General features: G+C 42.9%; 22 protein-coding genes and 1 pseudogene. 13 read left to right on the top strand and 10 right to left on the bottom strand.

Translation table 11 applies throughout. The annotated features are described in order from the left end of the window. Positions 1 to 92: 92 nt before the first annotated feature. Complete coding sequence (locus CI595_RS21940) at positions 93 to 857, top strand: ABC transporter ATP-binding protein (RefSeq protein ID WP_095175752.1); 765 nt, start codon at positions 93 to 95, stop codon at positions 855 to 857. Next, a complete protein-coding gene (locus CI595_RS21935) occupies positions 847 to 2,880 on the top strand; it encodes an ABC transporter permease (RefSeq protein ID WP_095175751.1) in 2,034 nt (677 codons plus the stop codon). The genes CI595_RS21940 and CI595_RS21935 overlap by 11 nt, the downstream gene beginning before the upstream one ends. A 105-nt stretch (positions 2,881 to 2,985) precedes the next feature. On the opposite strand, the gene CI595_RS26965 is transcribed toward CI595_RS21935, so the two are convergent. Both CI595_RS26965 and CI595_RS26960 read right to left on the bottom strand, forming a co-directional pair. Beyond that, positions 2,986 to 3,531, bottom strand: coding sequence for a TipAS antibiotic-recognition domain-containing protein (locus CI595_RS26965; RefSeq protein ID WP_330397469.1), 546 nt, complete (start codon positions 3,529 to 3,531; stop codon positions 2,986 to 2,988). 132 nt (positions 3,532 to 3,663) lie between these two features. Then, positions 3,664 to 3,858 (bottom strand): annotated as a pseudogene (locus tag CI595_RS26960) (MerR family transcriptional regulator); the annotation flags it as partial. 181 nt (positions 3,859 to 4,039) lie between these two features. Here CI595_RS26960 and CI595_RS21925 point away from each other — a divergent pair. The 5 genes from CI595_RS21925 (at position 4,040) to CI595_RS21905 (ending at position 8,796) form a co-directional block, all read left to right on the top strand. Next, positions 4,040 to 4,720 carry a response regulator transcription factor gene (locus CI595_RS21925; RefSeq protein WP_095175749.1) on the top strand — a complete coding sequence of 227 codons (681 nt, stop codon included), beginning with the start codon at positions 4,040 to 4,042 and terminating at the stop codon, positions 4,718 to 4,720. Continuing rightward, positions 4,708 to 5,898 (top strand): sensor histidine kinase, encoded by a 1,191-nt coding sequence (locus tag CI595_RS21920; protein WP_095175748.1) that lies wholly within the window; start codon positions 4,708 to 4,710, stop codon positions 5,896 to 5,898. Before CI595_RS21925 ends, CI595_RS21920 begins: the two co-directional genes overlap by 13 nt. A 71-nt stretch (positions 5,899 to 5,969) precedes the next feature. Further along, positions 5,970 to 6,845: an ABC transporter ATP-binding protein gene (locus CI595_RS21915; protein WP_095175747.1), complete on the top strand. Its 876-nt coding sequence runs from the start codon at positions 5,970 to 5,972 to the stop codon at positions 6,843 to 6,845. Beyond that, the gene (locus CI595_RS21910; protein ID WP_095175746.1) at positions 6,846 to 8,216 is read left to right on the top strand and encodes an ABC transporter permease; all 1,371 of its coding nucleotides are present in this window, start codon (positions 6,846 to 6,848) and stop codon (positions 8,214 to 8,216) included. Then, a complete protein-coding gene (locus CI595_RS21905; protein WP_243135235.1) occupies positions 8,173 to 8,796 on the top strand; it encodes a hypothetical protein in 624 nt (207 codons plus the stop codon). Before CI595_RS21910 ends, CI595_RS21905 begins: the two co-directional genes overlap by 44 nt. A gap of 47 nt (positions 8,797 to 8,843) precedes the next feature. On the opposite strand, the gene CI595_RS21900 is transcribed toward CI595_RS21905, so the two are convergent. The 4 genes from CI595_RS21900 to CI595_RS21885 all read right to left on the bottom strand — a co-directional run bounded on the left by CI595_RS21900 (position 8,844) and on the right by CI595_RS21885 (position 11,577). Beyond that, positions 8,844 to 9,695 (bottom strand): anti-sigma-I factor RsgI family protein, encoded by an 852-nt coding sequence (locus tag CI595_RS21900; protein WP_095175744.1) that lies wholly within the window; start codon positions 9,693 to 9,695, stop codon positions 8,844 to 8,846. Next, entirely contained in the window at positions 9,692 to 10,168 is a 477-nt protein-coding gene (locus CI595_RS21895; protein WP_095175743.1) for an RNA polymerase sigma factor, read from the bottom strand. The genes CI595_RS21900 and CI595_RS21895 overlap by 4 nt, the downstream gene beginning before the upstream one ends. 43 nt (positions 10,169 to 10,211) lie before the next feature. Continuing rightward, entirely contained in the window at positions 10,212 to 11,051 is an 840-nt protein-coding gene (locus CI595_RS21890) for a hypothetical protein (RefSeq protein WP_095175742.1), read from the bottom strand. A 169-nt stretch (positions 11,052 to 11,220) separates the two neighbouring features. Further along, positions 11,221 to 11,577 carry a TIGR04076 family protein gene (locus tag CI595_RS21885; RefSeq protein ID WP_095175741.1) on the bottom strand — a complete coding sequence of 119 codons (357 nt, stop codon included), beginning with the start codon at positions 11,575 to 11,577 and terminating at the stop codon, positions 11,221 to 11,223. Positions 11,578 to 11,774: 197 nt separating this feature from the next. On the opposite strand from CI595_RS21885, the gene CI595_RS21880 reads away from it, so the two are divergent. Continuing rightward, the gene (locus CI595_RS21880; RefSeq protein ID WP_095175740.1) at positions 11,775 to 12,746 is read left to right on the top strand and encodes a helix-turn-helix transcriptional regulator; all 972 of its coding nucleotides are present in this window, start codon (positions 11,775 to 11,777) and stop codon (positions 12,744 to 12,746) included. A gap of 44 nt (positions 12,747 to 12,790) precedes the next feature. On the opposite strand, the gene CI595_RS21875 is transcribed toward CI595_RS21880, so the two are convergent. Together CI595_RS21875 and CI595_RS21870 are read right to left on the bottom strand one after the other, a co-directional pair. Then, positions 12,791 to 13,300: a GyrI-like domain-containing protein gene (locus tag CI595_RS21875; protein ID WP_095175739.1), complete on the bottom strand. Its 510-nt coding sequence runs from the start codon at positions 13,298 to 13,300 to the stop codon at positions 12,791 to 12,793. Positions 13,301 to 13,533: 233 nt separating this feature from the next. Next, on the bottom strand, positions 13,534 to 16,116 hold the full coding sequence (locus tag CI595_RS21870) for a beta-glucosidase (protein ID WP_095175738.1): 2,583 nt from the start codon (positions 16,114 to 16,116) through the stop codon (positions 13,534 to 13,536). 247 nt (positions 16,117 to 16,363) lie between these two features. Between CI595_RS21870 and CI595_RS21865 the strand changes: the two genes are divergently transcribed. The 4 genes from CI595_RS21865 (at position 16,364) to CI595_RS21850 (ending at position 20,292) form a co-directional block, all read left to right on the top strand. Beyond that, positions 16,364 to 17,221, top strand: a complete 858-nt coding sequence (locus CI595_RS21865) for an AraC family transcriptional regulator (RefSeq protein ID WP_095175737.1) — start codon at positions 16,364 to 16,366, stop codon at positions 17,219 to 17,221. 28 nt (positions 17,222 to 17,249) lie between these two features. Continuing rightward, on the top strand, positions 17,250 to 18,245 hold the full coding sequence (locus CI595_RS21860; protein WP_095175736.1) for an SPL family radical SAM protein: 996 nt from the start codon (positions 17,250 to 17,252) through the stop codon (positions 18,243 to 18,245). A gap of 219 nt (positions 18,246 to 18,464) precedes the next feature. After that, positions 18,465 to 19,112, top strand: coding sequence for a TetR/AcrR family transcriptional regulator (locus CI595_RS21855; protein WP_095175735.1), 648 nt, complete (start codon positions 18,465 to 18,467; stop codon positions 19,110 to 19,112). Between the two features lie 91 nt (positions 19,113 to 19,203). Then, on the top strand, positions 19,204 to 20,292 hold the full coding sequence (locus tag CI595_RS21850) for an alpha/beta fold hydrolase (RefSeq protein WP_162291943.1): 1,089 nt from the start codon (positions 19,204 to 19,206) through the stop codon (positions 20,290 to 20,292). A 194-nt stretch (positions 20,293 to 20,486) separates the two neighbouring features. Here CI595_RS21850 and CI595_RS21845 read toward each other — a convergent pair whose 3' ends face one another. Further along, complete coding sequence (locus CI595_RS21845; RefSeq protein WP_095175734.1) at positions 20,487 to 21,395, bottom strand: DUF2935 domain-containing protein; 909 nt, start codon at positions 21,393 to 21,395, stop codon at positions 20,487 to 20,489. A 176-nt stretch (positions 21,396 to 21,571) separates the two neighbouring features. Between CI595_RS21845 and CI595_RS21840 the strand changes: the two genes are divergently transcribed. Continuing rightward, positions 21,572 to 21,805, top strand: a complete 234-nt coding sequence (locus CI595_RS21840) for a kinase (RefSeq protein ID WP_095175733.1) — start codon at positions 21,572 to 21,574, stop codon at positions 21,803 to 21,805. Positions 21,806 to 21,914: 109 nt separating this feature from the next. On the opposite strand, the gene CI595_RS21835 is transcribed toward CI595_RS21840, so the two are convergent. Beyond that, positions 21,915 to 22,577 carry a GPP34 family phosphoprotein gene (locus CI595_RS21835; RefSeq protein WP_095175732.1) on the bottom strand — a complete coding sequence of 221 codons (663 nt, stop codon included), beginning with the start codon at positions 22,575 to 22,577 and terminating at the stop codon, positions 21,915 to 21,917. Positions 22,578 to 22,594 lie beyond the last annotated feature (17 nt).

Genomic DNA, 22,594 nt, shown 5'->3' with positions numbered 1-22,594 from the left:
CTAGTTTTATATGAAACACACATGCTTTCCGGTATCATAGAATCAGAACAGGGAAAGCCCCTGTACTTAAACCGGAAAGGAAGGATAACAGGATGGAAGAATTAATCCGAGTGGAGGATGTTGAAAAATACTACGGAAGCAAAAACAATCTCACAAAAGCTGTGGACCGCATCTCTTTTGCTGTAAACAGAGGCGAGTTCACCGGTATCATGGGTGCCAGCGGAAGCGGCAAGACGACGCTCTTAAACCTGCTTGCAACCGTGGATATGGTGACATCAGGACACATTTATTATGGCCAGGAAGATATTACGGGATTTAGCGAGGACAAAATGGCGGATTTCAGGAAGAACAACCTGGGATTTGTGTTTCAGGATTTCAATCTGCTGGATACTTTGACAATACAGGAAAATATCTCCCTTGCCATGTCTCTGACAAAAAAAAGCAAAAAGGAAATCCAGGAACGGACTAAAAAGATCATGGAACGCCTGGACATTCTGCCCCTGTGTGATAAGTTCCCCTATCAGGTGTCCGGCGGGCAAAAGCAGCGCTGCGCCTGTGCAAGGGCACTGATCAATCATCCGAAAATTGTTTTTGCCGATGAACCCACAGGCGCTCTGGATTCCAAATCTGCCCGGATGCTTCTGGAAACTTTTACCCACATGAATGAGCAGATGCACGCAACCATACTGATGGTCACACATGACGCTTTTTCCGCAAGTTACTGCAAGCGTATCCTTTTTCTGAAGGACGGAAAAATTTTTCACGAACTGCAGAAAGGATCCAAAAGCAGAAAGGAATTCCTGAATGAGATCCTGGATGTGCTCTCCCTGACAGGAGGTGATGGAGATGCTGAATAAGCTGGCTCTTCGCAATGCCAAACGCTCCTTTCGGGATTATCTCATCTATCTTATGACTATGATATTTACCGCTGCTTTGATGTTCTCTTTTGACTCCATGATCTTCTCAGATGATATAAATAAGCTCTGCTCCGAAGCTGGGATGATGGGCGCCATGCTGGGGCTTGCCACCTTTTTTATTGTATTGATCATCATATGGCTGGTGCATTATATGATGAAATTCATGGCAGAGAAACGAAGCAGGGAATTTGCCACTTACCTGCTGCTGGGCTTTCACAAAAAGCAGATCGCAAGGTTATTTTTAAAGGAAATGCTGCTTCTCGGACTGGCTGCCTTCATCATTGGCCTGCTCCCCGGTCTCTTTCTGCAGCAGTTGATCACCACACTGATCTATGCCATCGTACAGGCTGAGTATACCATTCATATCCAATGGAATATGGGTACCTTTTTCATGACAGCCGGTATTTTCTTTGGTTCTTATATCCTGGCAATGTTTCGGAGCAGCCGGCGTTTTAAAAAGATGAATATCCGGGAAATGATGTACCTGGACCACCAGAATGAGGAGCTGAAAAACGGGAATCGATCAGGGAAACAGTGGATGTTTTTCGTCTCTTTATTTATAATCCTGCTGTTTGGATGGATGCTGTATTTCGGACATTTCAACGAATGGAATGTATATCCCATGATAGCGGCACTTATGGCCTCTGTTTATTTTCTCTATATGGGACTTTCTGCTTTTCTTATCAGCTATATCCGAAAGGGAAAGGCAGGCGTGTACACGGGTGCCAATATTTTTCTGCTCCGGCAGCTTGCCTCCAAGGTAAAAACCATGCAGTTTACACTGGGTACACTCACGATCCTTTTTATGGTTGCTCTGGTCGGGGTTTCGGATGCCCTGATGCTGAACCAGTTTCAAAACACCCAGGCACAGGAAAAGTATCCTTTTGACGTATGTATTTACAGTGAACAGACCAATCATGAATTCAAGGATGAAAAAGAGCTGATTGAAAAATATGCTCAGATCACAAACTCTCTGATCTATAACATTTATCAGGACAATACCGGCACGTGCAGGCAATATCTGGTGGAACAGCTCCCGGAGACAGACAGCTCCTACTATTTTCAATATGACACCTATATCCGTCTGAGCGATTATAATTCCCTGCGGCAGATGCTGGGCCTGAAACCGGTATCCCTGACCGGGAACCAATATCTGATCCAGACAAAAAAACGGCTGAAAAAAACATGGATCCCTTTTACAGAAAAACCTCTGAAGATTCAAAATGTGGATTACACCTGTGCCGGGATCTATACGGAGCCATTTGAACAGAGTGGTCACAACGGTGCCGATTATCTTCTGGTTGTTCCGGATGATTCAACTGTCTTTATGACCCCCTATTACTCTCTTATGGCTGCGGAGATAAAGGGCAGTCTTCCTGATACGCTCTATGATCAGGTACTTGCACAGCGGGGGATTGAAACGAATAATGATTCTTACGAGGAAATTGACAACTATATAGACAACCTGGACCGGGGAACCGGATCAGATGCCATCTATATATCCGATAAGTTAGTCTTTCTAAAAGACAATGACACAAAGGAAATGAAATTTCTGCTCTCCACCTTGATCTTCCCGCTGTTTTATGTGGGGCTTGTATTCCTCTGCGTTGCACTCACCGTGCTGGCTGTACAACAGCTCTCCGATTCCGGAAAATACAAGTACCGCTATCAGCTTCTGGGCAAACTGGGTATGCGCGCAAAGGAATTAAACCAGGTAATATTCCGGCAGCTTGTCATCTACTATATCTGTCCCTTTGCAGGAGCCGTTCTGCTAAGCGGAGGCATTGTTGGCTTTATCAGTCATAACTTTGTAAAATACTCCGGTATTCAGGCGCCCTCCTGGTCTTATTTCGGGCTTGCACTGCTGCTGTTTGGAGGCGTATATCTGATTTACTTTATTGCTACTTATATTGAGTTCAAGAGGAATATTATGTCGGCGCAAAAGACGCCTGAAGTGGAGTAAAGAAAAAAACCTTGTTCCGCAAATCTATATGAGCATGAATGCTATTTTGGGGAAGTCTGATAAAACAGACTTCCCCAAAATATTTTTCTTTTTGTTGTATTGATCTTATGCTTTTCTGTTCTGAAAATAATACTGGTAGGCTTTACCTGTGAATTCGGAGGCTCCCTTACCGTACATCTTATCCAGACTTTCTATCAGGACTTTTTCATGCAGATAACTGTCTACCATGTTATCCCAGAAATTATTTCCCATCTCCATTCCTTCATACAGTTTTTCTGTGGTTTCCACACATTCCCTTATAATCTCCTGTACTTCCTCGCAACCGGGGTCTCTCGTCAGATCAGACATCAAAGCCTGGGTCAGTTCTTTGCTACGCTCCAGTCCCCCGCCTTCCCCGAGTTTCTTTCCTTTTTCCATCAGATCAGGCATTTTTTCCAGGTTTTTTTTCATGGCATCTATAAACTCTTCCATACTTCCATAGTTTTTCTTTGCAGAGTCAGCAAGTATGGATTCTTTTCCTTTCCATTTACTTACCCACTCATCAAAGGCCTCTACGCTGCCAAAACTTTTTATGACGGAATCTTCATGCTCTTTTCTGAATTCGGACAACATTTTAAAATATTCTTCTGTATCAAATTCTTTAAAACTCATACACGTTTCCCCCTGTTCTAATTTACCCAGCAGACAGATCATTTTGTCCAGCCGTTTTCGTTTCGTTTCCAATAGGCGTTTCTGCTGCTTGTACGCTGCTATCTTGTCATAGCAGGGATTTTCTATTATGCCTTTGATCTCTTTTAAGGAAAAATCCAGCTCTTTGAAAAAGAGTATCTGCTGTAATGTCTCCAGCGCATCCTCATCATATAACCGATAGCCGGAATCCGTCAGCTTTGTTGGCGCCAGAAGCCCTATCTCATCGTAATACTGTAATGTCCTGACACTGATTCCCGTAAGCTCAGAAACCTGTTTTACTGTTTTTATATGATCCCACTCCCTTCTGTTTGTATGTTTTGCTGCTCTGTATCATATTTCTTTTTTATGATGATTTTATCATACACTATCACGGAACGTGAGAGTCAACCATTAATTTGACTAAATTTTGACATTTTGGTGTTATAAGTTTCATATAAGCCTTATTTATTAAAACAAGGAGTGAAAATTTATGAAGGAAACATATAAAATTTTAATCGTGGATGATGAGCCATCCATTTTGGATATGCTGAAGCTGCAACTGGAATCAGAAGGATATGTTGTTTATACAGCAATCAATGCCAAAGAGGCTTTGGATAAATTATCAAACTGTCCCGATATTATTTTATTAGATATTAATATGTCCGGTATGAACGGACTTGATTTATGCGTGTCTATTCGAGATTTTGTATCCTGCCCTATTCTTTTTCTCACAGCCAGAGTATCCGAACAGGATAAAATAAATGGGCTTATGGCAGGTGGAGATGATTATATAACAAAGCCTTTTTCCATGAGCGAACTGCTGGCAAGGCTCTCTGCACATTTACGCCGTGAAAACAGAAGCCATAAGAAAACGAAAAATAAATTTTCAGAAGAACTTATCATTGATTATTCGGACAGGAGCCTTTATATCAAAAATAATCGGATTGAATTATCAAATAAGGAATTTGAAATCATTCAGCTATTATCTGCAAATGCAGGACAGGTCTTTGACAGAGAAAAAATATATGAGATCATTTGGGGGTTCGATAGTAACGGAGACAGCACAGTCATCAAGGAGCATATACGGAAAATCCGCTCAAAGTTTTCTGAATATACAGAGAAAGCCTATATTTCTACTGTTTGGGGAGTGGGGTACAAATGGATAAAATAAAAAAGCTGCTTCAAAATATGTCATTAAAAAAATCACTGGTGTTACTGGCGTTTTTTTGTTTAGGGATCGTCAGCATACTTTCACTCCTTACAATATTTAGACTTTCTAATATACAGCAAAGTATACTGGATACAAGGCCCATTATTGTTACCGGCTATACAAGTGAACACAATGCTGATACAGAAAATGGTTTAACGGTTGTTCCAAAAGAATATGTACACGGCGAACTGTCGGATGAAAAGCAAATCTATTATTGGATGGTAACAGCTTTAATGGTAGTCTTTCCTGTTTTCTATATTATAATTGCTTCTGTAATCGTTGCTAAATTCTACTATAAGTTGAAATTGCAGACGCCGCTTGAGGATCTAAAAAACGGAATGCATTATATTTCGGAGCAAAACTTGGATTTTCAAATAAAATACCGTTCGGAGGATGAATTAGGAAAATTATGTGATACCTTTGAACATATGAGAAATGAAGTATATAAGAGCAATCGTAAAATGTGGGATATGCTGCAGGAGCGAAAGGCATTGACTGCTTCTATCTCGCATGATCTAAGAACGCCGATCACTGTGATCAATGGTTATCTTGACTATTTAGAAAAATCAATGGAGAAAGGTATCCTTACAAATGATGTTCTGCGGACAACGCTTCAAAACATGGTAGGTGCGACAGGCAGACTGCATAGGTATGTGGATTGTGTCAATGATATTCAGAAAATTGAAGACATTGAGATCAAAAAAGATTTTTATGACTTGAAGATATTTATATCAGAGATAACACAAGGATTTTCATTATTGGCAGAACAACATAAAAAACAGTTAGAAGTACAAGATCTTTCTAAAACACTGCAAGTTCAAACGGATAGGGATATCCTTTGTAAAGTGCTGGAGAATGTTTTTGATAATGCACTCCGATTTGCCAATGATAAGATCTGGTTAACCATAGAAGAAACCGAACATTGTGTTTCTTTCGTTATCCAGGATGACGGTATAGGGTTTACGCCGGAAGAATTAAGTTCTGCAGCCTCATTCTTTTACGGTTCTCCTACAAACGGTGGTAATTTTGGTATAGGACTTTCTATTAGTAAGATACTTTGCGAGAAGCTGGGGGGCGTTTTATATTTAAGAAACAGACCGGAACACGGAGCATCCGTTACAATAAAAATCCATAAATAACCGGAAACTTTTCTAAAAATTGACTTTTCTATGAAATAATCTCCTTACAGACAAACGTAAGGAGGTTTTTTATGGAAATTATAATTGAACATCTGCATAAAAATTATGGAAAACAAAAGGTGTTACAAGATATTTCCCTACATATACCTGTTGGTATGTATGGATTACTGGGGGAAAACGGTGCCGGTAAAACAACTTTAATGCGTATATTGGCAGCCATGTCAGAGCCATCGGCAGGAACAATAAGAATAAATGGGATTGATATAAAAAACAAAAAAGAAATCCGTAAAATTATCGGATATCTTCCGCAGGAGTTTTCGGTATATCCAAATATGAGTGTATCTTCCTCTTTAGATTATCTGGGGATTTTAGCTGAACTGCCAAAGAGTATCCGGAAAGAACGCATTAACGAATTATTAAAGCAGGTTAATCTTGAACCTGAAAAAAATAAACGATTTAAGAATTTATCCGGTGGCATGAAACGACGGTTTGGCATTGCACAGGCCTTGTTAAATCACCCTAAAATCTTGATCATTGATGAACCCACCGCAGGGCTGGACCCGGAAGAAAGACTGCGTTTCTATAATCTTCTTTCAGAGTTAGCTATGGATAGGGTCATTCTATTATCTACGCATATAGCCGGCGATATTGAAGCAGCCTGCACCAAAGCAGCAATCCTATGTGCCGGTAAGGTTATTTTTGAAGGAAACATTGACAGCCTATTAAAATTGGGGAACGGTAAAGTCTATACCACTATTCTTCTGCAGAAGGAACTGGAGGAATTTAAACAGAACTACCATATAATCAGCATTTATCAAAACGGTGCTAATATATCCTGCCGTTTTTTATCCAATGAAGCTCCCCGAAAAGAGTGGGTTTCCTGTAATCCCACCATTGAGGATAGTTATATGTATTTACTGTCAGATCATAAGATGGAGGTGGAATAAATGCTGTTCATAAAAGAATTAAAAAAAGTCTGTTTTAGTTTTGTGTATGTGTTATTCATTGGCTTGCTTATGTTTAGCTGGTATGAAAATTTCTATGGAGAAACAGAGCAGGAAATTTCTACTTCTCAAGATAATTTGAGTTCTGTTTATTCAGAGTTCACGGGCGGTTCCCTTTTAAAAAAACCGGAAAAGAATGCAGATAGTTACGGAATGAAAAATAAAGAAGTATCAGAGAAAATCATGTCTGGCGGTACAGATATGCTTATAATCGAATTTTCAAAAAATTCCTATTCCACTTATCCTTACTCATACTATAAAGAAATTGTTTTAAGCGATAAAGAGCAGCAAGCAATATTGGAAATCATCAGTGAGATAACCGGTCTGGATGAAAAGCAAATTCGTAATCTTCCAGACAATTATTTTCCAGATATAAATGGCAACATCATACATTTCGGAGCTGACATAGAACAGAACGAAAACGGAAGTTTTTCTTTTGAAATGGGTGATCATGATAATCATACTTTTATCCCTCAGGTATCCTATCAAAGATTTAAGGAACTAATGGCAGAGGCAGAAAGTATAATCGGAAAAGGTTCTAATTATTCTATGGAAAATCTATTGCAGTATTATGGTCTGTCTGAAGTGACCTATGATGAAGCTATTGAAGAATATAACAAGACAATCTATGACGATAAAGTCAGTAACGCCTTTGCAAGGCTGTTCTGTGATTATACCGGCAGAGCAATCGGTCTGTATCCTGTTTTTGCAGTAGTTATTTTCTGGTTAAAGGACAGACGAAACCGTATGCATGAACTGATAGATAGTAAGCAGACGGGAACGGCAAAGCTTATTGTCATCCGCTTTTTTGCCATGCTCACTGCTGTCATGCTGCCCGTTGTACTTTTGAGTTTGGAGTCTTTCATACCGTTAATAAGCTATTCGGCAGATACGGGTATTGCAATAGATATGTTTGCTTTTATCAAATATATTATGTGGTGGCTATTGCCTACAGCTATGATCGTGACGTCATTGGGAATGTTTTTGACAATTTTAACCTCAACTCCATTAGCGGTCTTGGTACAGTTTATATGGTGGTTTGTTGACACCTCTGTTACCGGATTATCTGGCGATACAACCCTTTTTACACTGATGATACGACATAATACGTTAAATGGCTCCGAAATTATAAACCGAAATTTCACTTTAATCTGCTTGAACAGAGGATTGTTTGTGTGTATAGCACTGGTGCTGATGGTATTATCTATCATTGTATACGACCAGAAAAGAGGTGGAAGATTCAATTATGCTTACTTCCTGCAAAAACATTTTGGATTTTTTAAAAATAGATTTCGTTCTTACATTCAAAAATAGTCTGCTGCTAAGTATTGCTCACATATTGCTCATTCCTGTGATAAGAGGTATTTCAAATTTAGATAATATACATTCTGCCGGAGTGCTAGGGCAATCGGCTGCTTTAATTGGGGCAATTATCCTTATACCAATAACGAAACAGGAATTAGAAACAGGAATAAAGGAAATCCTTTATACAAAAGCATGGTCGTACATGAAAAGTGTTGGCTTCCGGTTTTTATGCGGTTTTCTGTTGATTGCTGTTGTGATTACTGCATTTGCCATGATCATGCTATGTAACAACTGTATATTTCCATTTTGGGGGTATATCACGGTAACCATACTTTATGCCGTTTTTTTAGGGCTTTTAGGACTTGTGTTTTCACAAGCTGGAAGTAATGTCATTATCGGGTATTTATCAGCTTTAGCGTATTGGTCTTTCTGCCAGCTTGAAATTATAAAAGAGAGCAGTATTGCCTATATGTTCCCTATTGTAAACGGAACCCTTGAAATTCAAAAACTGGTCACTCTATTTCTTACGGTTATTATTTTATTAGGGGTGCTCCTGGCCCTTATTAAATACAGTATCCGCAGAATATAAATCTAAAAGGTAAAGGAGCCCAGGCTATATGCCTGAACTCCCTGCCTTTATTCCTCATGATGTCCGTTTCTGTGCCCATGCTCCCCATTATCATTTCCGGAAGCATCGGATGACCGGATTCTTTGTTGATTCTCCTGCTGCCCCCCTGGTTGATCCTTCAGCTGACCTTCCGGCTGACTCTTCTGCTGACCTTCCGGCTGGTTCTCCTGCTGACCTTCTGGCCAATTCTTCTGCTGACCTTCTGGCCGATTCTTCTGCTGACCTTCCGGCTGATCCTCCTGCTGACCTTCCGGCTGATTCTCCCAAAAGGCATCCCCATGTTTTCTGCCATATTGCCCGCTGTGTTTTTCCCGGTGGCCTTCTGTCTCTTCCTCATGTTCCTGACCGTGATGTTCCCGGTATTGCCGGCCATAGGAATGACACGTCTCATCCGCACTCTGCTGCATATCCGCTTCCTGCTTGTCATCATGACAGGAAACTTTTACCTTTGCCCTTCCTCCCTGGCACTCCTGATAGGAATCTGTTTCCATGATAGCCTGCAGGGCTTCCCGGTAATGCATTCCTGTGACATCCACCTGAGAGACAATATTTTCTCCGTCCGCATTCAGCCCTTCTGCTGAGATCACGGTATCCTTCCCGTTTACGGAAAGCCCAATCTCAACCGGACCTTCCATAGTGATATAAGCTGCCTCAGCTTTTATCTCATAAGCCTTCATACTCCCCGCAAACACCAGGACCAGCAGCAACGCTCCGGCCAATGTTCTATAAAACACAGGTCTTTGATAAAAGCGGCGTTTAGAACAGTGCTCCAGTTGGGCCATCAGGTTTTCTTTGGTTTTTTCCTTCATCTGTTCATCCGCTTTTACAGAATCGAATGCATCTCTGATCTTCCTGCTCATTCCACGTCACCTCCCACCATTTCTTTCAGCATCTGTCTGGCGCGGTTCATCCAGGTATAAATTGTGTTCTCTTTTTTATGGAGGATGCCCGCTATTTCCACTGCCGAGTAGCCTTCATAATAAAAAAGATAGATGACCGATTTGTATTTGTCCGGCAGTTTTAGGACTGCTTCTCGGATGTAAGATAAATCCTCTTCCTCCTCTATGGGTATTTCCTGTATTTCCTCCAAAGAAGCATGCCTACGGAAAATGTTTTTCAAAAAATCTTTACATTCATTAATGGTAACCCGGATGATCCAGGCCTTTTCATGCTCTTTTGAATCAAATTTCGGGTTGGCACGCATTAGTTTTAAAAATACATTCTGCATAATGTCCTGGGTATCATCATAATTTTTTCCATAAGAATAGCAGATACGGGTTATGGTATCTGCGTATTCTTCCACTATTAGATTGATATCCCATTTTGTCATCATGTAAATAAAATCCTTTCAGCTTTATATGATGAAGCAATCCACATTATTTTCCGTGGTGGCCTCCATGGTTTCCGCCATGACGCGCACCATGGCCCCCTGCTGTACCGGAAGCGGAGCCGCTGTACTGGGAATTCACACATCCCTCCCGGTTCTGACAGCCTTCTGTATCCATACAGGCCTCCCGGTTTTCGCAGTTGGTCCCATTCACGCAATTTTCCTGATTCGGGCAATCAGTTCCGTATACAACTTGTGTTTGATTCTGACCAGCAGCGCTGCTTGCACTTCCTGCTTTGCTTTGACCGGCAGCGTTGCTTGCACTTCCTGCTTTGCTTTGACCGGCAGCGCTGCTTGCACTTCCTGCATTGCTTTGGCTGGCAGCGTTGCTTACACTTCCTGCTTTGCTTTGACCGGCGGCGCTGCTTGCACTTCCTGCATCACTTTGGCTGGCAGCGCTGCTTGCACTTCCTGCATCACTTTGTCTGGCAGTGCTGCTTGCACTTCCTGCTTTGCTTTGACCGACGGCGCTGCTTGCACTTCCTGCATCACTTTGATCGGCGGCGCTGCTTGCACTTCCTGCATCACTTTGGCTTGCAGCTCCCTTTACAGCATCCACTCTTGAAAGGTCTTCCATATTATCTATTCCATTTCCCTGTCTTTGTCCGGTGAAACTGTTTACACAATTTTCCTGATTCCGACAGTTGGAACCGGACACACAGTCTTCCCGGTTCTGACAATCCGCCCCATGCTGGCTGCACACAGTTTCCCTGCACCACAGACGGCTGTAGTCATCCTTCCCGCCAGCCATAACAATTGTACTCATAGTCCCCACCAAGATCACACCTGCTGCAGTTACCCCCAGAACTTTTCTCTTATTAAATTTCATATTCATTCCTCCGATTCTTTATCATACCTTTTATTCTCTGCGATTACTTTTTCCGCCACACCAGACGAAAAATCGGCCGGCTGAAAAATCCTCGTTATATTAATAAAACGATTGAAACGGAGAAATCCTTTCAAAAATAGATGAAAAATTTTAATATCATAGATGGATCCTAATTATACTGATCAAAAAACTTTCCCTTAAAAAAATTTTCATTCTCAAATTTCTCAGCCGTCATCCGAAACATAACACAGCCATCCGGACATACAATATCCTTGCAGTATTTGCTGCTGCCGCCAATATTTTCTAAATCCCCGCCGCTCCTGACAGCCTCCATGACCGGAAACATCATCATCATGACCTTAGAACAAATCCCCTGTCCATCCGCATTTACAGGACAGCCGTAAGTACAGGTATACTTATCCCCAATCTCCTCACCGTTTCGGCAATATCGTTCTGTATGGTCACCGCGAAGGAACCCTATTACCTCAATTTCCCATTCATACTCCTCATTATACCATTTTTTCATGCTTAACCTCCAACTTTTTATTTCCCAAACATTTTAATATGACAGTATCGGGACAATCCCTATTATAAAGGAACAAGTAAATTACCGCTTGATTTCACTTGTCATTATTTTTCATGCCACATTCCTTGCTATATGATATAATGTAGCATTATAAGATAAAGGCGCAGGCAGAGTGACACACATGAGGTGGCAAACATATGTACCAATGGCAAAAACAAATTCAAAGAATCGTTGATGAAATTGACAACTGTATCAAAAATTATGATAATGAAGCCTTGACACTTCATCATCTCTCCCATATGCTGGGATATTCCGAATTTTACACAACCAGGAAATTTAAAGAAATATCGGGAATGCCGTTTAGAGATTATCTGCGGCTCAGAAGATTAGCCTTTGCTCTGAAAGAGGTGCGGGACAGTACAAAAAGTCTTTTGGATATTGCTTTTGATCATGGCTTTTCCTCTCATGAGGCCTTTACCAGGGCTTTCAAAGGAACATACGGCATCGCGCCCAGTGACTATAGGAAAAATCCGAAACCTCTTGTTCTCCGTACAAAGATCAATGCGTTTGACCGCTACTTTTTCGGTTTAGGAGAGATTGGTATGGTAAGATCAACAGACGGCGTCAAAATTTATTTCATAACCATTCCCAGGCACAAATTTTTGTACATTAGAAACCGTGAAAGTAACGGATATTGGGATTTCTGGCAAAAGCAAAGTCTTATTCCTGGGCAGGATCATGACACAATCTGCGGATTGCTGGATAGTATCAAGGGTAAACCGGATGATGATGGCGGTAGCGAACCCAACTGTAAAAGCGGTCAGATCATGGCGTACATAAACGACCCGGACGGCAGGCTCTGCGACTGGGGTTTTCTGCGTTCCGAATGTTGGGGGGTACGGCTTCCTTTTGATTTTGAAGGGGAAGTACCGCCGCAAATGTACGTGGCTGATATTCCCGAAGCCGAATATATTGTTTTTGAACATGGACCATTCGATTATGAGCAGGAAAACCGCAGTGTAGAGGATAAAATCGAACATGCAATGGCATCTTTTGATTTTTCTCAGACGGATCACTGCATGGATACCTCACCCGGCAGGATCATGTACTTTTATTATGATCCGGCACAATATTTCAAGTACATCAGACCCGTACGAAATAAAGAATAGGGAGCGGGGGCACCTCTGCCCTTGCTCCCTGCTCTGTCTACTATTTATTTCACATAAAAGCACATATCAAGTATTACATTGCCCTCTTCGTCAGGCGTAGTAAAACGTGGGCAGCTATATCGCTCAAAGCACCACATGACTCCATCTTTATCTGCTTTCCACGCAAACCCTTCCTCTTCAAGCCGGCTCATGCAGCAATGGGTATAGATATCCGGCTCCTTGCCGTATACCCAGCATACAGCAATATCCCCCGCATCTAATACAACACTGTCATATCCATCCGGTACTGGGGTATCCAGCGGCATGAACACACCGATCCAATACTGAAACGGCTCCCCCTCTTTGCAGCGGCATAAGCCTATGTAGGCATCGCAATCCTCAAATGGCTCCTCCCCCGCATCGGACAGTTGAAGCGGTGCAAACAGGTCATTTTGAAACCACTCACCCCACTTGTTTGCAAATACACCGTTTTCTTTATCCTCTTCCCTGTAGCATCTGCCCACCAGCTTCACTGCCGGCATTGTTTGGCGGTATACACGTTTAATTTCAGCCATAAGTAATCTCCATTCTTTTTGATTTTTGTCCCATTACATAAAACGGCCTGTCTATACTGATGCTTTATTATACCATGTTTCACTATGTATATCCACCTTATTTCCGGCACTCCACATGGACTTTCGTGTGGCCAACTCGGGATTTTGCTGCGCATCGCGCAGCATCCTTTTTGGAAAACACCTCCCGGGACATTGGACTGTTAACAGTAACGAATAGATGATCTACGGAAGCTTTAAGATTTTTCTACTTTCAGGTAAGTATCCAGCCCTTCAAACTGCTCCAGGTAGCTGACCGCGTCCTCATACTGGTTAGACTTAAGGATCAGTTTCACTGTATTGCAGATACAGCGTTTCAATTCCTGGATATCCAGTGTCCCTGCCTGCAGTTCCTGGCGGATATTCTCATGGTCTTTTGGAATCCCCGGCATTACCATATCATTGCCTGCGCGCATACAGCCGGCGGCTGTACATTCCCCTCTGGGAGACGCAAAGGTAGTTGTCCAGTCTGTCATGACAGCCCCCGCAAAGCCCCATTCGTCCCTGGCTGCTCTGGTACAGATATCATAGCAGTTGGCAGCGTGTACACCGTTGATCATATTATAAGATGTCATAATGGACATGGGCTGGGAATTTTTCACTGCAATCTCAAATCCCTTCAGATAGATCTCCCGCAAAGCCCTTTCGGACAGCACGGAGTCAGACCCCATACGGTTATCCTCCTGATTGTTGCAGGCAAAATGTTTGATCGTAGTCCCGCATCCCGGTACCTTCTGCACACCAAGAGTCATGGCAGAAGCCATCATACCTGACAACAGCGGATCTTCGGAATAGTATTCAAAATTCCTACCGCAAAGCGGATTCCTGTGGATATTCATACCCGGAGCAAGCCATAACGTCACCCGGAAAAGCTCCATCTCTTTTCCTATCATTTCGCCCACTTCTTTTACCAGTTCCGCATTCCAGGTCTGGGCAAGCAATGTCCCCACCGGAATTGCTGTACAATACTGATAGTAAGCCGTTCCCTTCTCCTCGGACGGCTCTGCAAAAAAGCCCTTCTCTATGGATTTCATGAAATTCTCGGGCACAATCTCCCCGTCTACCACCTGGTATTTCTGGTTCAGGCGCAGCCCCGCAGGGCCGTCTGCCAGAGCCATGGACGGCAGATTCCAGGGGTCTTTGGATGCAGCCAAGGAAGTCTCAGCCGCTGCTCCCGGTACCGTGAATCCAGCAGAACCAATAACAGCGTCCTGTCCTTTCCCCGGGTCTCCGCAAGCCATCTGTACCAGCTGTTCCTCGGAAAGAGATTCCACGATTTCGCCTGCCCTGCCATTAAAATGTTTGGGCAGTTCCGCATATACCACCGTTTCTTTCACGATTTTTTCGGCATAGATCTGTACAGAGGGAAGTCCTGCTGCCAGCTCAAGCCAGGCAGCCTCCTTCGCTTTCATCTTCTCCCTGTCCGGTACCAGTTCCGTCAACTCCTCTTTCAGAGGGCAGATATGTTCACACTGTACCAAAAGAGCATCCTCGTTCAGGCATAGACTGCAGGCCAGCTCCGCGTCCTGAATGGAATTTCCGACCCAGATACCATATGTTCCTTGTTCCAGGATCCAGGCTGCATTTTCCTCACAAAAGGAAGCCAGCTGATAAACCGGGAAGGTAATGGTCATGCGGCAGGTTTCTCCCGGTTTTAATTCCTCTGTCTTGGCAAATCCGGCAAGGCGGCGGTACTCTTTTTCCAGCTTCCCCTGGGGGCAGGAAACGTAAATCTGCACAACTTCCTTTCCACAGTATGTATCTCCCGCATTGGTCACCTCCACAGTTACCGCGATCTCCGGTTTGCCGTTTTCTGTATTTATTACTTTGATATCCCTTGTGCTGATCGAAAAGTCTGTATAAGACAGTCCATAACCGAAAGGATAGTGCACGGGCACGTCAAAAGTATCAAAGTAACGATATCCCACATAAATGCCTTCCTGGTATTTTTCTGTATTCACGTCCCCGTTTTTAAAGCTGAACGTGTCACTGTTGGGATAATCTTTATAAGTAAGAGCCCATGTATCCGCCAGTTTGCCGCTTGGAGTTACTTTGCCGGATATCACATCCGCGAAAGCGTTTCCACCCTCCTGTCCTGCCTGTACAAACTGGAGAACAGCTTTGATATTGTCAAATTCCTCCACAAAGGCCAGATCCACAAGGCCTCCTGTGTTGATGACCAGCACCAGGGAGTGATATGCTTTTGACAACTGGGCGATCAATGCTTTTTCCTCAGCGGAAATGAAATAATCCCCCTCTGTATCATGGCGGTCCGCATTTTCACCTGCAATACGGCTCAGCACATAGATCGCCGTATCCGCACCATCTGCAGAAGCCTTCTCCATATCAACCGGATCTCCGCAGGGCATGAAAAAGGGAGTCGTGGAGTATGCTTCAAAGAAATTGTCATGGTATGCTTTCAGTTTTCCTAAAATTTCATCCCGCCATTTAAGCCGTGTCTCCTCATAGAGCGATGCATAGGCATCCAGCCAGGCATCGCTGGTGATCTCATACCCGGCATTTTTTAAGCCCTGGCAGATGTTGATGCATTCTCTCTCGTTTACGTCACCGGAGCCTGTACCGCCCTTTATGGTCTTCACAGCACCTGCCCCGTACAGGCCAAGCTTTATTCCCTTTTTTAAAGGCAGGATATGCTCCTGGTTTTTCAGAAGAACAAATCCTTCTGCGGCTGCCTGGCGGGCCGTTTTTCTGTTTTCGGTCTCTCTTACTGTCACTTCATTTGAAGTTGTTCCCGTAAATGTTTTCTTTTTTAACTGCATGGTATTCCTCCCAGATAACTTGTCTTTCTTTATGTACTATTATGACCAATAACCTCCCAAATTTCTACGGCTCTTTTTAACTATTTATAGGCTGATATTGATATTTTTCCCCCGGTTTGCTAGAATATTACCAGAAGGTTCTCTGTCAGTATTGACAAACACACGCCAGTGCTCCGCCCGGTCTTGTATCTGACCGGATGGAGCACTGGCATTGATGATAAAACAACGTTATCAAAAGGAGGCAAACATGCCGTACCAATATGAGAAAGTCCGGGAGACAAATGGTCTGCCTGCAAAATTTATGCTGTCCCAATGTACGGACCTGACCATTCCTGCCCATTGGCATGATTATCTGGAGGTTTTATATATGATGGAGGGGGAACTGACCGCGGTCGTGCAGGCGGGTTCCTATCTGCTCACCCCCGGCGATCTGATGATAATCAACAGTAAAGAACTCCACATGACCCGGGCCAATGGCTCAGTTTCTTATATCCTGCTGCAGATTTCCGCTGAACAGCTCCAAAGTTTCCTGCCCTCCGGCACAAACCTGCACTTTCAGACAATGATCTCACCGAGAGATCATACAGAAGACTTCTCAAACCTCCGTGTGTGCCTGGAGCAGATGCTGGATGCCTATACATACCAGGAAAATGGCTATCAGTTCTTTTTTGCTGCCAATCTCTATGAATTTTTGTACCACTTGTATAAGAATTACTGTTCCCTCTCCCCCGCTGCGCCGGAAGTAAGAACTAACAGAGATTTAGAGCGGGTTACCCAGGTTATGGACTGGGTCCGGGTCCATTTTCAAAAACCGCTGACACTGGATGACGCCGCCGCAAGCCTTGCCGTAAGCCGCGAATATTTCTGTCGTCTGTTTAAAAGGTACACAGGACAGACCTTTCTGGAGTATCTGAATTCTGTCCGCACCATGCATTTATATGATGATCTGAAAAATACAGATGAAAGTATCACTGTACTGATGGAAAGAAACGGAATCAGCAATTATAAAGTTTTTATGCGCACCTTTAAGAAGCTGTACGGTGATACACCCCAGAGAATACGAAGCGGGATCAGGGAATATTTTTCACCGGAACTGCCATCCTAAGTTTATACTATCATGGAGGTCCGCATATATGTTTCCAGACAAAATCTACTATGAAGAAGCAGCCATGGGCTATGAACTAGGAAAATACCTGAAACAAAAATACCAGGACAGAACCTGGATTCCCATTGACAGCCATAATAAAATAGACGAACTGCGCACAAGGCCCAACTCTGATTTCAGAGAAATGAAGCAGTATCTCATTATCGGCATCCGCAAAACCCACCGGCATGTACCCAACGCCAAAGTCTCGGATTTTCTTGTACCTTATACCTCATCCGGCTGTATTGCAGCCTGTCTGTACTGTTATCTGGTCTGCAATTATAATAAATGCTCTTATCTCCGTCTTTTTGTAAACCGGGAAGAGATGCTTGACAAGATCATGAAAACTGCAGACCGTTCATCCGAAAATCTGACCTTTGAAATCGGCAGCAACAGTGACTTGGTCCTGGAAAACACCATCACCCACAACCTGGAATGGACCATAGAACGTTTTGCTGAAAGTGGAAAAGGCCGTCTGACTTTCCCAACTAAATTTGCCAGTGTGGCCCCCCTTCTTCCCCTGCACCACGGCGGAAAAGTCATTTTCCGCATGAGTGTAAATCCCGATAAGATCATCCGACAGATTGAACTGGGCACTTCACCTCTGAACAAACGAATGGAAGCTCTCAACCAAATGTGTGAGGCAGGATATCCCTGCGGAATCCTCATTGCACCTGTCATATTTCTCCCCGGATGGCAGGATATGTACAGTCAATTGATCACGGTTCTTTCTGAAAAACTTTCCGAAAAAGTAAAGAAAACCGCATTTATAGAAATCATTTTTATGAGCTATAGCTTTGTCCACCGAAAGATCAATGAGGAGGCCTTCCCGGATGCCCCGGATCTTTATGACAAAGAAAAAATGCAGGTCCGGGGCCGGGGTAAATACGGTTATAATCAGCCTTCCAGGCAGGAAGGAGAACTTTTTTTCCGGACTGAGCTAGCCAGAAAACTTCCGCATATGGAGATTTTGTATTTCAGCTGAATCTATCAGATGATTACCGGAAATAAACGAAAACACAGGTGTCAACCTGCATCAAAACGCCGCCATTGGAGACAATGGACGGCGTTTTTCTTGCAAAGAAAGATACGTTAACCACCAATCCTTATTGCTTTGCTATAAACGCAGTGCTGCTTGACAGGAGCAGAAATAGCTTGTATAATAAAAACCAACGGTCGGTTTTTAGTGGAAAGGGGTTATAGGATGACCAGAAAGAACAATCCAAAACAAGCAATTGAAAATATCATTACCATTTCTGCAAAGTTATTTGCTGAAAAAGGATATGATAAAACAAGTATGCAGGATATCGCAGATGCTGTGGGAATGTCAAAGGGTGGGATCTTTCATCACTTCAGTTCTAAAGAAGATATTTTTAATGCGGTTATGGAAAGGCAGTTTGAGCAGATAACAGAAACGGTAAAAAAATGGCTTGATGAAATGCACGGACTTACAGCAAAGGAAAAGCTGAGAGGTTTGATTAAGCGGAATTTAATGGATGAAAAGATTATCAAAGAGTCCGGTAATATGATCTCAAGTGCGGCAGAAAGTCCACAGATCATACTGGCCTTTACACAGGATAACGTAAAAAAACTTGCACCAATCATAGCAGATGTTATACGAGAAGGCATAGAAGATAGAAGCATCTCTACAGCGTTTCCCAATGAATGTGCGGAGGTTCTTCTGCTGCTCTTAAACTTTTGGTGTGATACGGATATCTTTCAGGGTGATTTTTCCACACTTCAAAAACGATTTCGATTTTTGCAGCATCTTATGAGACAATTAGGTGTTGATATACTTGAAGATGAAATCATAAATTCTATTAGTGATTTTTACGAAAATAGCTCTGTGTGACAGATGAAGCCGATGCTCTTATTATACAAATAACGGTTGGAGGAGCTGCCATTGTGACTGAAAAAAGAATACTCATAAGGAGGTATCAAATATGTTGTTAATCACTTTTTGCTCACTGATCGCTGTTTTTATTCTGGCGTTTGCATGTTTGCGGCTGATAGCCCCTGCGATCATACGAACAAGACATAAAATCAAAGCTCCCGGCATAGACCGCATGGAAATGGTGGAGATCGGCGGCATAAAGCAGGCATTATATATCCGGGGACAAAACGCAGACAACCCCATCATCCTGTGGGTGCATGGAGGCCCCGGTAATTCAATGATGCCACTTTTACATCTGTACCAGTATGCGTGGGAAAATGATTTTACTGTGGTCAACTGGGATCAGCGCAATGTAGGCAAAACATACTTTGCGAACGATCCGGCGACAGTTTTGCAGACCATGCGTGCGGAGCGTGTTCTGGAAGATGTCCATGAAGTGACGGCGTATCTACAGCAGCAGTTCAACAAGAAAAAGATCATCCTCGCAGGCCATAGCTGGGGGACGGTGCTGGGAACCATGGCTGTGCAGACCTATCCGGAGGATTACAGCGCGTATATCGGGATTTCGCAGGTGGTTAAGATGGCGGACAATGAGCGTGTGGGCTATGAAAAGACGCTGGAAGTGGCGAAAGCGGCAGGAAACCAAAAAGATATCAAGGCGCTGGAAGCTGTTGCACCATATCCGCCATCGGATTACGGTCCAAACTATATGGCAGATCTGATGACCGTAAGAACGTATCAAAGCAAATACGGACTTTCCGTAAATATGGGTTTAGGTGATGTGATCCGCATACTGGCAACTCCGTATTATTCATTTAACGAACTAAAAAATTCGTTCCTATTCAACCAGCTTCATGTATTTCATGATCAAGGGGACGTGATGCCGTTTTTAATGGAAAAAGCCGACATAAGAAACTACGGAGCTGATTATCAAGTTCCGGTATACTACATAATGGGAGCAAATGATTATAACAGCCCCTATCTTCTGGCAAAATCTTTTTTTGATGAAATAGCGGCACCGGATAAACAGATTTTTTCAATTCCGGATGCAGATCATATGCCCTTTCTTAGCAACAAGGCAGAATTTGACCGCATATTGTTAGAGGAAATTGCGCCGAAATTGGCAAATCGCAGCTAGTACAGTGTTGCGTAAATTCCTGTGATACAGCACTCGCTATCTACGCCAACAACACCGCCGGCACTGCCTGTTTTGCCATCTGCCGCATGAATCGGAGGGACCGACTCCGCTTCATGCGGCAAACAAGCGAACAAGCGGCGACATTGGAAGAACGAAACCATTGTCACTTGGCATTATACCAGTGTCAAATACCTTTATATATTTTTATCACATGTATTCTCTAAGATTCTAAGATAATGGTTTGCTTCCCGCAGCACATGGTCTGCAAGCAGGGGCAGGATAATGGACGAGATCTCACAGTCGTTAATTCCTTTTGTACCTGCCGTCTTGAAATCTCTATATTTTTCTGTTTCCTGTAATGTTTTTTTCGTCAGATCACCCATAGTTCTGTTATTTTTATTCCTGGCTTCGCATAAAAGTTTTTTATAGTCTCCTGCAAACTCATCAGCAGCGGCGATCAGCTCTTCCTCCGACGGGTCCAGTAATCCACGGATAAATAAGGCATGTTCCATCATGATCTGATTCCAGAACATTTCGGTCTCACGCATGCTTTTTGCACTGATCGTACCACGTCTTTCCAGTTCCAATAAAAATGAACGATATAATTTTGCCTCCCTTATAATGTGTTTTATCAGCAGCGGATAATTGGCTGTAAACAACCTGCATCCTTCCGTATCTGCCAGGATCCCTTCTTTAAACTCGATCAGCCCGTTTAGCAGATGCAGAACTTTCTGGTTGAGCATCCTTACCTCGTTCCTTGTCTCCCTGCTGCTGCATCCGTTTCCGGCCGTGAGCTTTTCTTCCCTGACCGTAATACATGTATCAATGGGTATCCCTGTAAGCTGTGATGTCTTTTTCTCTGACTGCCTTGTAAAATCTGTCACCACTTCCTGTGATTCCAGCACCCCGCACCCCACTAGGCCATCGCTTAACTGCACAACTTCCCCTAAAATCTTCTCAAACTGTTCTCTGAACCATCCTGCTTTTTTTATGCAGGCTGCATCCTTTAATTGAAATCCGGCCTCAAGAAAAAGTGAATGTTCCTTCATGATCCTAATAAAAAACAAGTGAAGTTCCAATGATATTACTGCATAATCTTTCATCTATATATCCATTTAGTTTTTTATATTATATGAATTAAGGGGGTAAATGGTCTCTTTTTACTCCATATCCCATCCAGCATGAATTTTCTCTCTTATTTTCAGAGTGGCCGCTGGCTATTTTTCTTTCTGTTTGTTACAATAGTACATGTAAATAATCACAAAGGAAGGAAATGCATATGCGTCTGGAAAAAATACAAAATCTTCTGAAAGAAAAATCCCTGGAGTTTCAATATAATGAAGTGGACGGCTGCGGCAGCCTGGATTTTGATTACAGAGGTGTCCCTTATCATATCTGGGAATACCAGGAAAACGGCTGGGGCGTGGAGACGAATGTGAAGCACGGGGGATACAATGAGGATATTACCGGTGATTATGAAGAGGAAATCCTTCAGGTCATGAAGGACTGGTAAATAATCGCCCACCGCATGATTTCTATTATCATGAACGAAAAAACGGGCTCATAGGAGTCCGTTTTCCGTGCCCAGTCCCAAACTGGCTTGCTGTCCTGTTTTCGTTCGTTTAATTGAAACTTGTTACAATAATAATACAAGCCATCAACATAGTAGTCAGGTCAACCACATAGTTTATCATATCCCCCAGCTGTTTATTTTGAGGGTTCTTCTTCATTTCTTTCAGCTTAGCTTTCAAATCATCAAATTCATGTTTCGATAAATATTGGTTCAAATTCTTTGTTTTGTTTAAAATATAAACAAGTGCTATATCGTGAGGGGAAATTTCGTCTTTCGCCACCTCCGTCTTCATGTTTCCGGCCAATGCATCCTTATAGCTTCTATCAGGAATATATACGGCTTTATTACCGAACAGACCGCCTGCTTTTTTCACTGCCGCGCCATCTTCAAGCAAAGATTCACCGATCTCTGTCAGTAGTTGTTTGATCCTGCTGCCTGTTGATACCGCGTAATCACTCATCAATTTTTCCGTGGACCGTGGTTTATCCTTTAGATATGTATACAGGGAGGCAAGGTGTCTAAGTTCATTTGGTAACTCTTTGATCACCGTTATTTTTTTCTTTTCCACTGTGATCACATCATTTAATATGAAATCCATGATACCGGATACCACGATTCCGGCATTTGATTCGTCCATGTGCATGACCGGCATGGTTCCTTTTTCATTTACCGCTAAAGCATAATACTCCTGTGCAATTGATTTTCTATACATGTGTTACCTCCTATTTG

The sequence above is a fragment of the Blautia hominis genome (assembly GCA_002270465.1).
GTDB classification, from domain to species: domain Bacteria; phylum Bacillota; class Clostridia; order Lachnospirales; family Lachnospiraceae; genus Blautia; species Blautia hominis.
The sequence above is the reverse complement of the archived record's forward strand: the minus strand, read 5'-3'. Positions and strand labels throughout refer to the sequence as shown.

Bases quoted from the DNA above. Each gene is read 5' to 3' on its own strand.
- CI595_RS21940 (WP_095175752.1), top strand. From the start codon at position 93: ATGGAAGAATTAATCCGAGTGGAGGATGTTGAAAAATACTACGGAAGC.
- CI595_RS21890 (WP_095175742.1), bottom strand. From the start codon at position 11,051: ATGAAATTTAATAAGAGAAAAGTTCTGGGGGTAACTGCAGCAGGTGTG.
- CI595_RS21920 (WP_095175748.1), top strand. From the start codon at position 4,708: ATGGATAAAATAAAAAAGCTGCTTCAAAATATGTCATTAAAAAAATCA.
- CI595_RS21870 (WP_095175738.1), bottom strand. From the start codon at position 16,116: ATGCAGTTAAAAAAGAAAACATTTACGGGAACAACTTCAAATGAAGTG.
- CI595_RS21835 (WP_095175732.1), bottom strand. From the start codon at position 22,577: ATGTATAGAAAATCAATTGCACAGGAGTATTATGCTTTAGCGGTAAAT.
- CI595_RS21845 (WP_095175734.1), bottom strand. From the start codon at position 21,395: ATGAAAGATTATGCAGTAATATCATTGGAACTTCACTTGTTTTTTATT.
- CI595_RS21860 (WP_095175736.1), top strand. From the start codon at position 17,250: ATGTTTCCAGACAAAATCTACTATGAAGAAGCAGCCATGGGCTATGAA.
- CI595_RS21915 (WP_095175747.1), top strand. From the start codon at position 5,970: ATGGAAATTATAATTGAACATCTGCATAAAAATTATGGAAAACAAAAG.
- CI595_RS21865 (WP_095175737.1), top strand. From the start codon at position 16,364: ATGCCGTACCAATATGAGAAAGTCCGGGAGACAAATGGTCTGCCTGCA.
- CI595_RS21900 (WP_095175744.1), bottom strand. From the start codon at position 9,695: ATGAGCAGGAAGATCAGAGATGCATTCGATTCTGTAAAAGCGGATGAA.
- CI595_RS21925 (WP_095175749.1), top strand. From the start codon at position 4,040: ATGAAGGAAACATATAAAATTTTAATCGTGGATGATGAGCCATCCATT.
- CI595_RS26965 (WP_330397469.1), bottom strand. From the start codon at position 3,531: ATGAGTTTTAAAGAATTTGATACAGAAGAATATTTTAAAATGTTGTCC.
- CI595_RS21855 (WP_095175735.1), top strand. From the start codon at position 18,465: ATGACCAGAAAGAACAATCCAAAACAAGCAATTGAAAATATCATTACC.
- CI595_RS21875 (WP_095175739.1), bottom strand. From the start codon at position 13,300: ATGGCTGAAATTAAACGTGTATACCGCCAAACAATGCCGGCAGTGAAG.
- CI595_RS21935 (WP_095175751.1), top strand. From the start codon at position 847: ATGCTGAATAAGCTGGCTCTTCGCAATGCCAAACGCTCCTTTCGGGAT.
- CI595_RS21850 (WP_162291943.1), top strand. From the start codon at position 19,204: ATGTTGTTAATCACTTTTTGCTCACTGATCGCTGTTTTTATTCTGGCG.
- CI595_RS21840 (WP_095175733.1), top strand. From the start codon at position 21,572: ATGCGTCTGGAAAAAATACAAAATCTTCTGAAAGAAAAATCCCTGGAG.
- CI595_RS21880 (WP_095175740.1), top strand. From the start codon at position 11,775: ATGTACCAATGGCAAAAACAAATTCAAAGAATCGTTGATGAAATTGAC.
- CI595_RS21895 (WP_095175743.1), bottom strand. From the start codon at position 10,168: ATGATGACAAAATGGGATATCAATCTAATAGTGGAAGAATACGCAGAT.
- CI595_RS21885 (WP_095175741.1), bottom strand. From the start codon at position 11,577: ATGAAAAAATGGTATAATGAGGAGTATGAATGGGAAATTGAGGTAATA.
- CI595_RS21910 (WP_095175746.1), top strand. From the start codon at position 6,846: ATGCTGTTCATAAAAGAATTAAAAAAAGTCTGTTTTAGTTTTGTGTAT.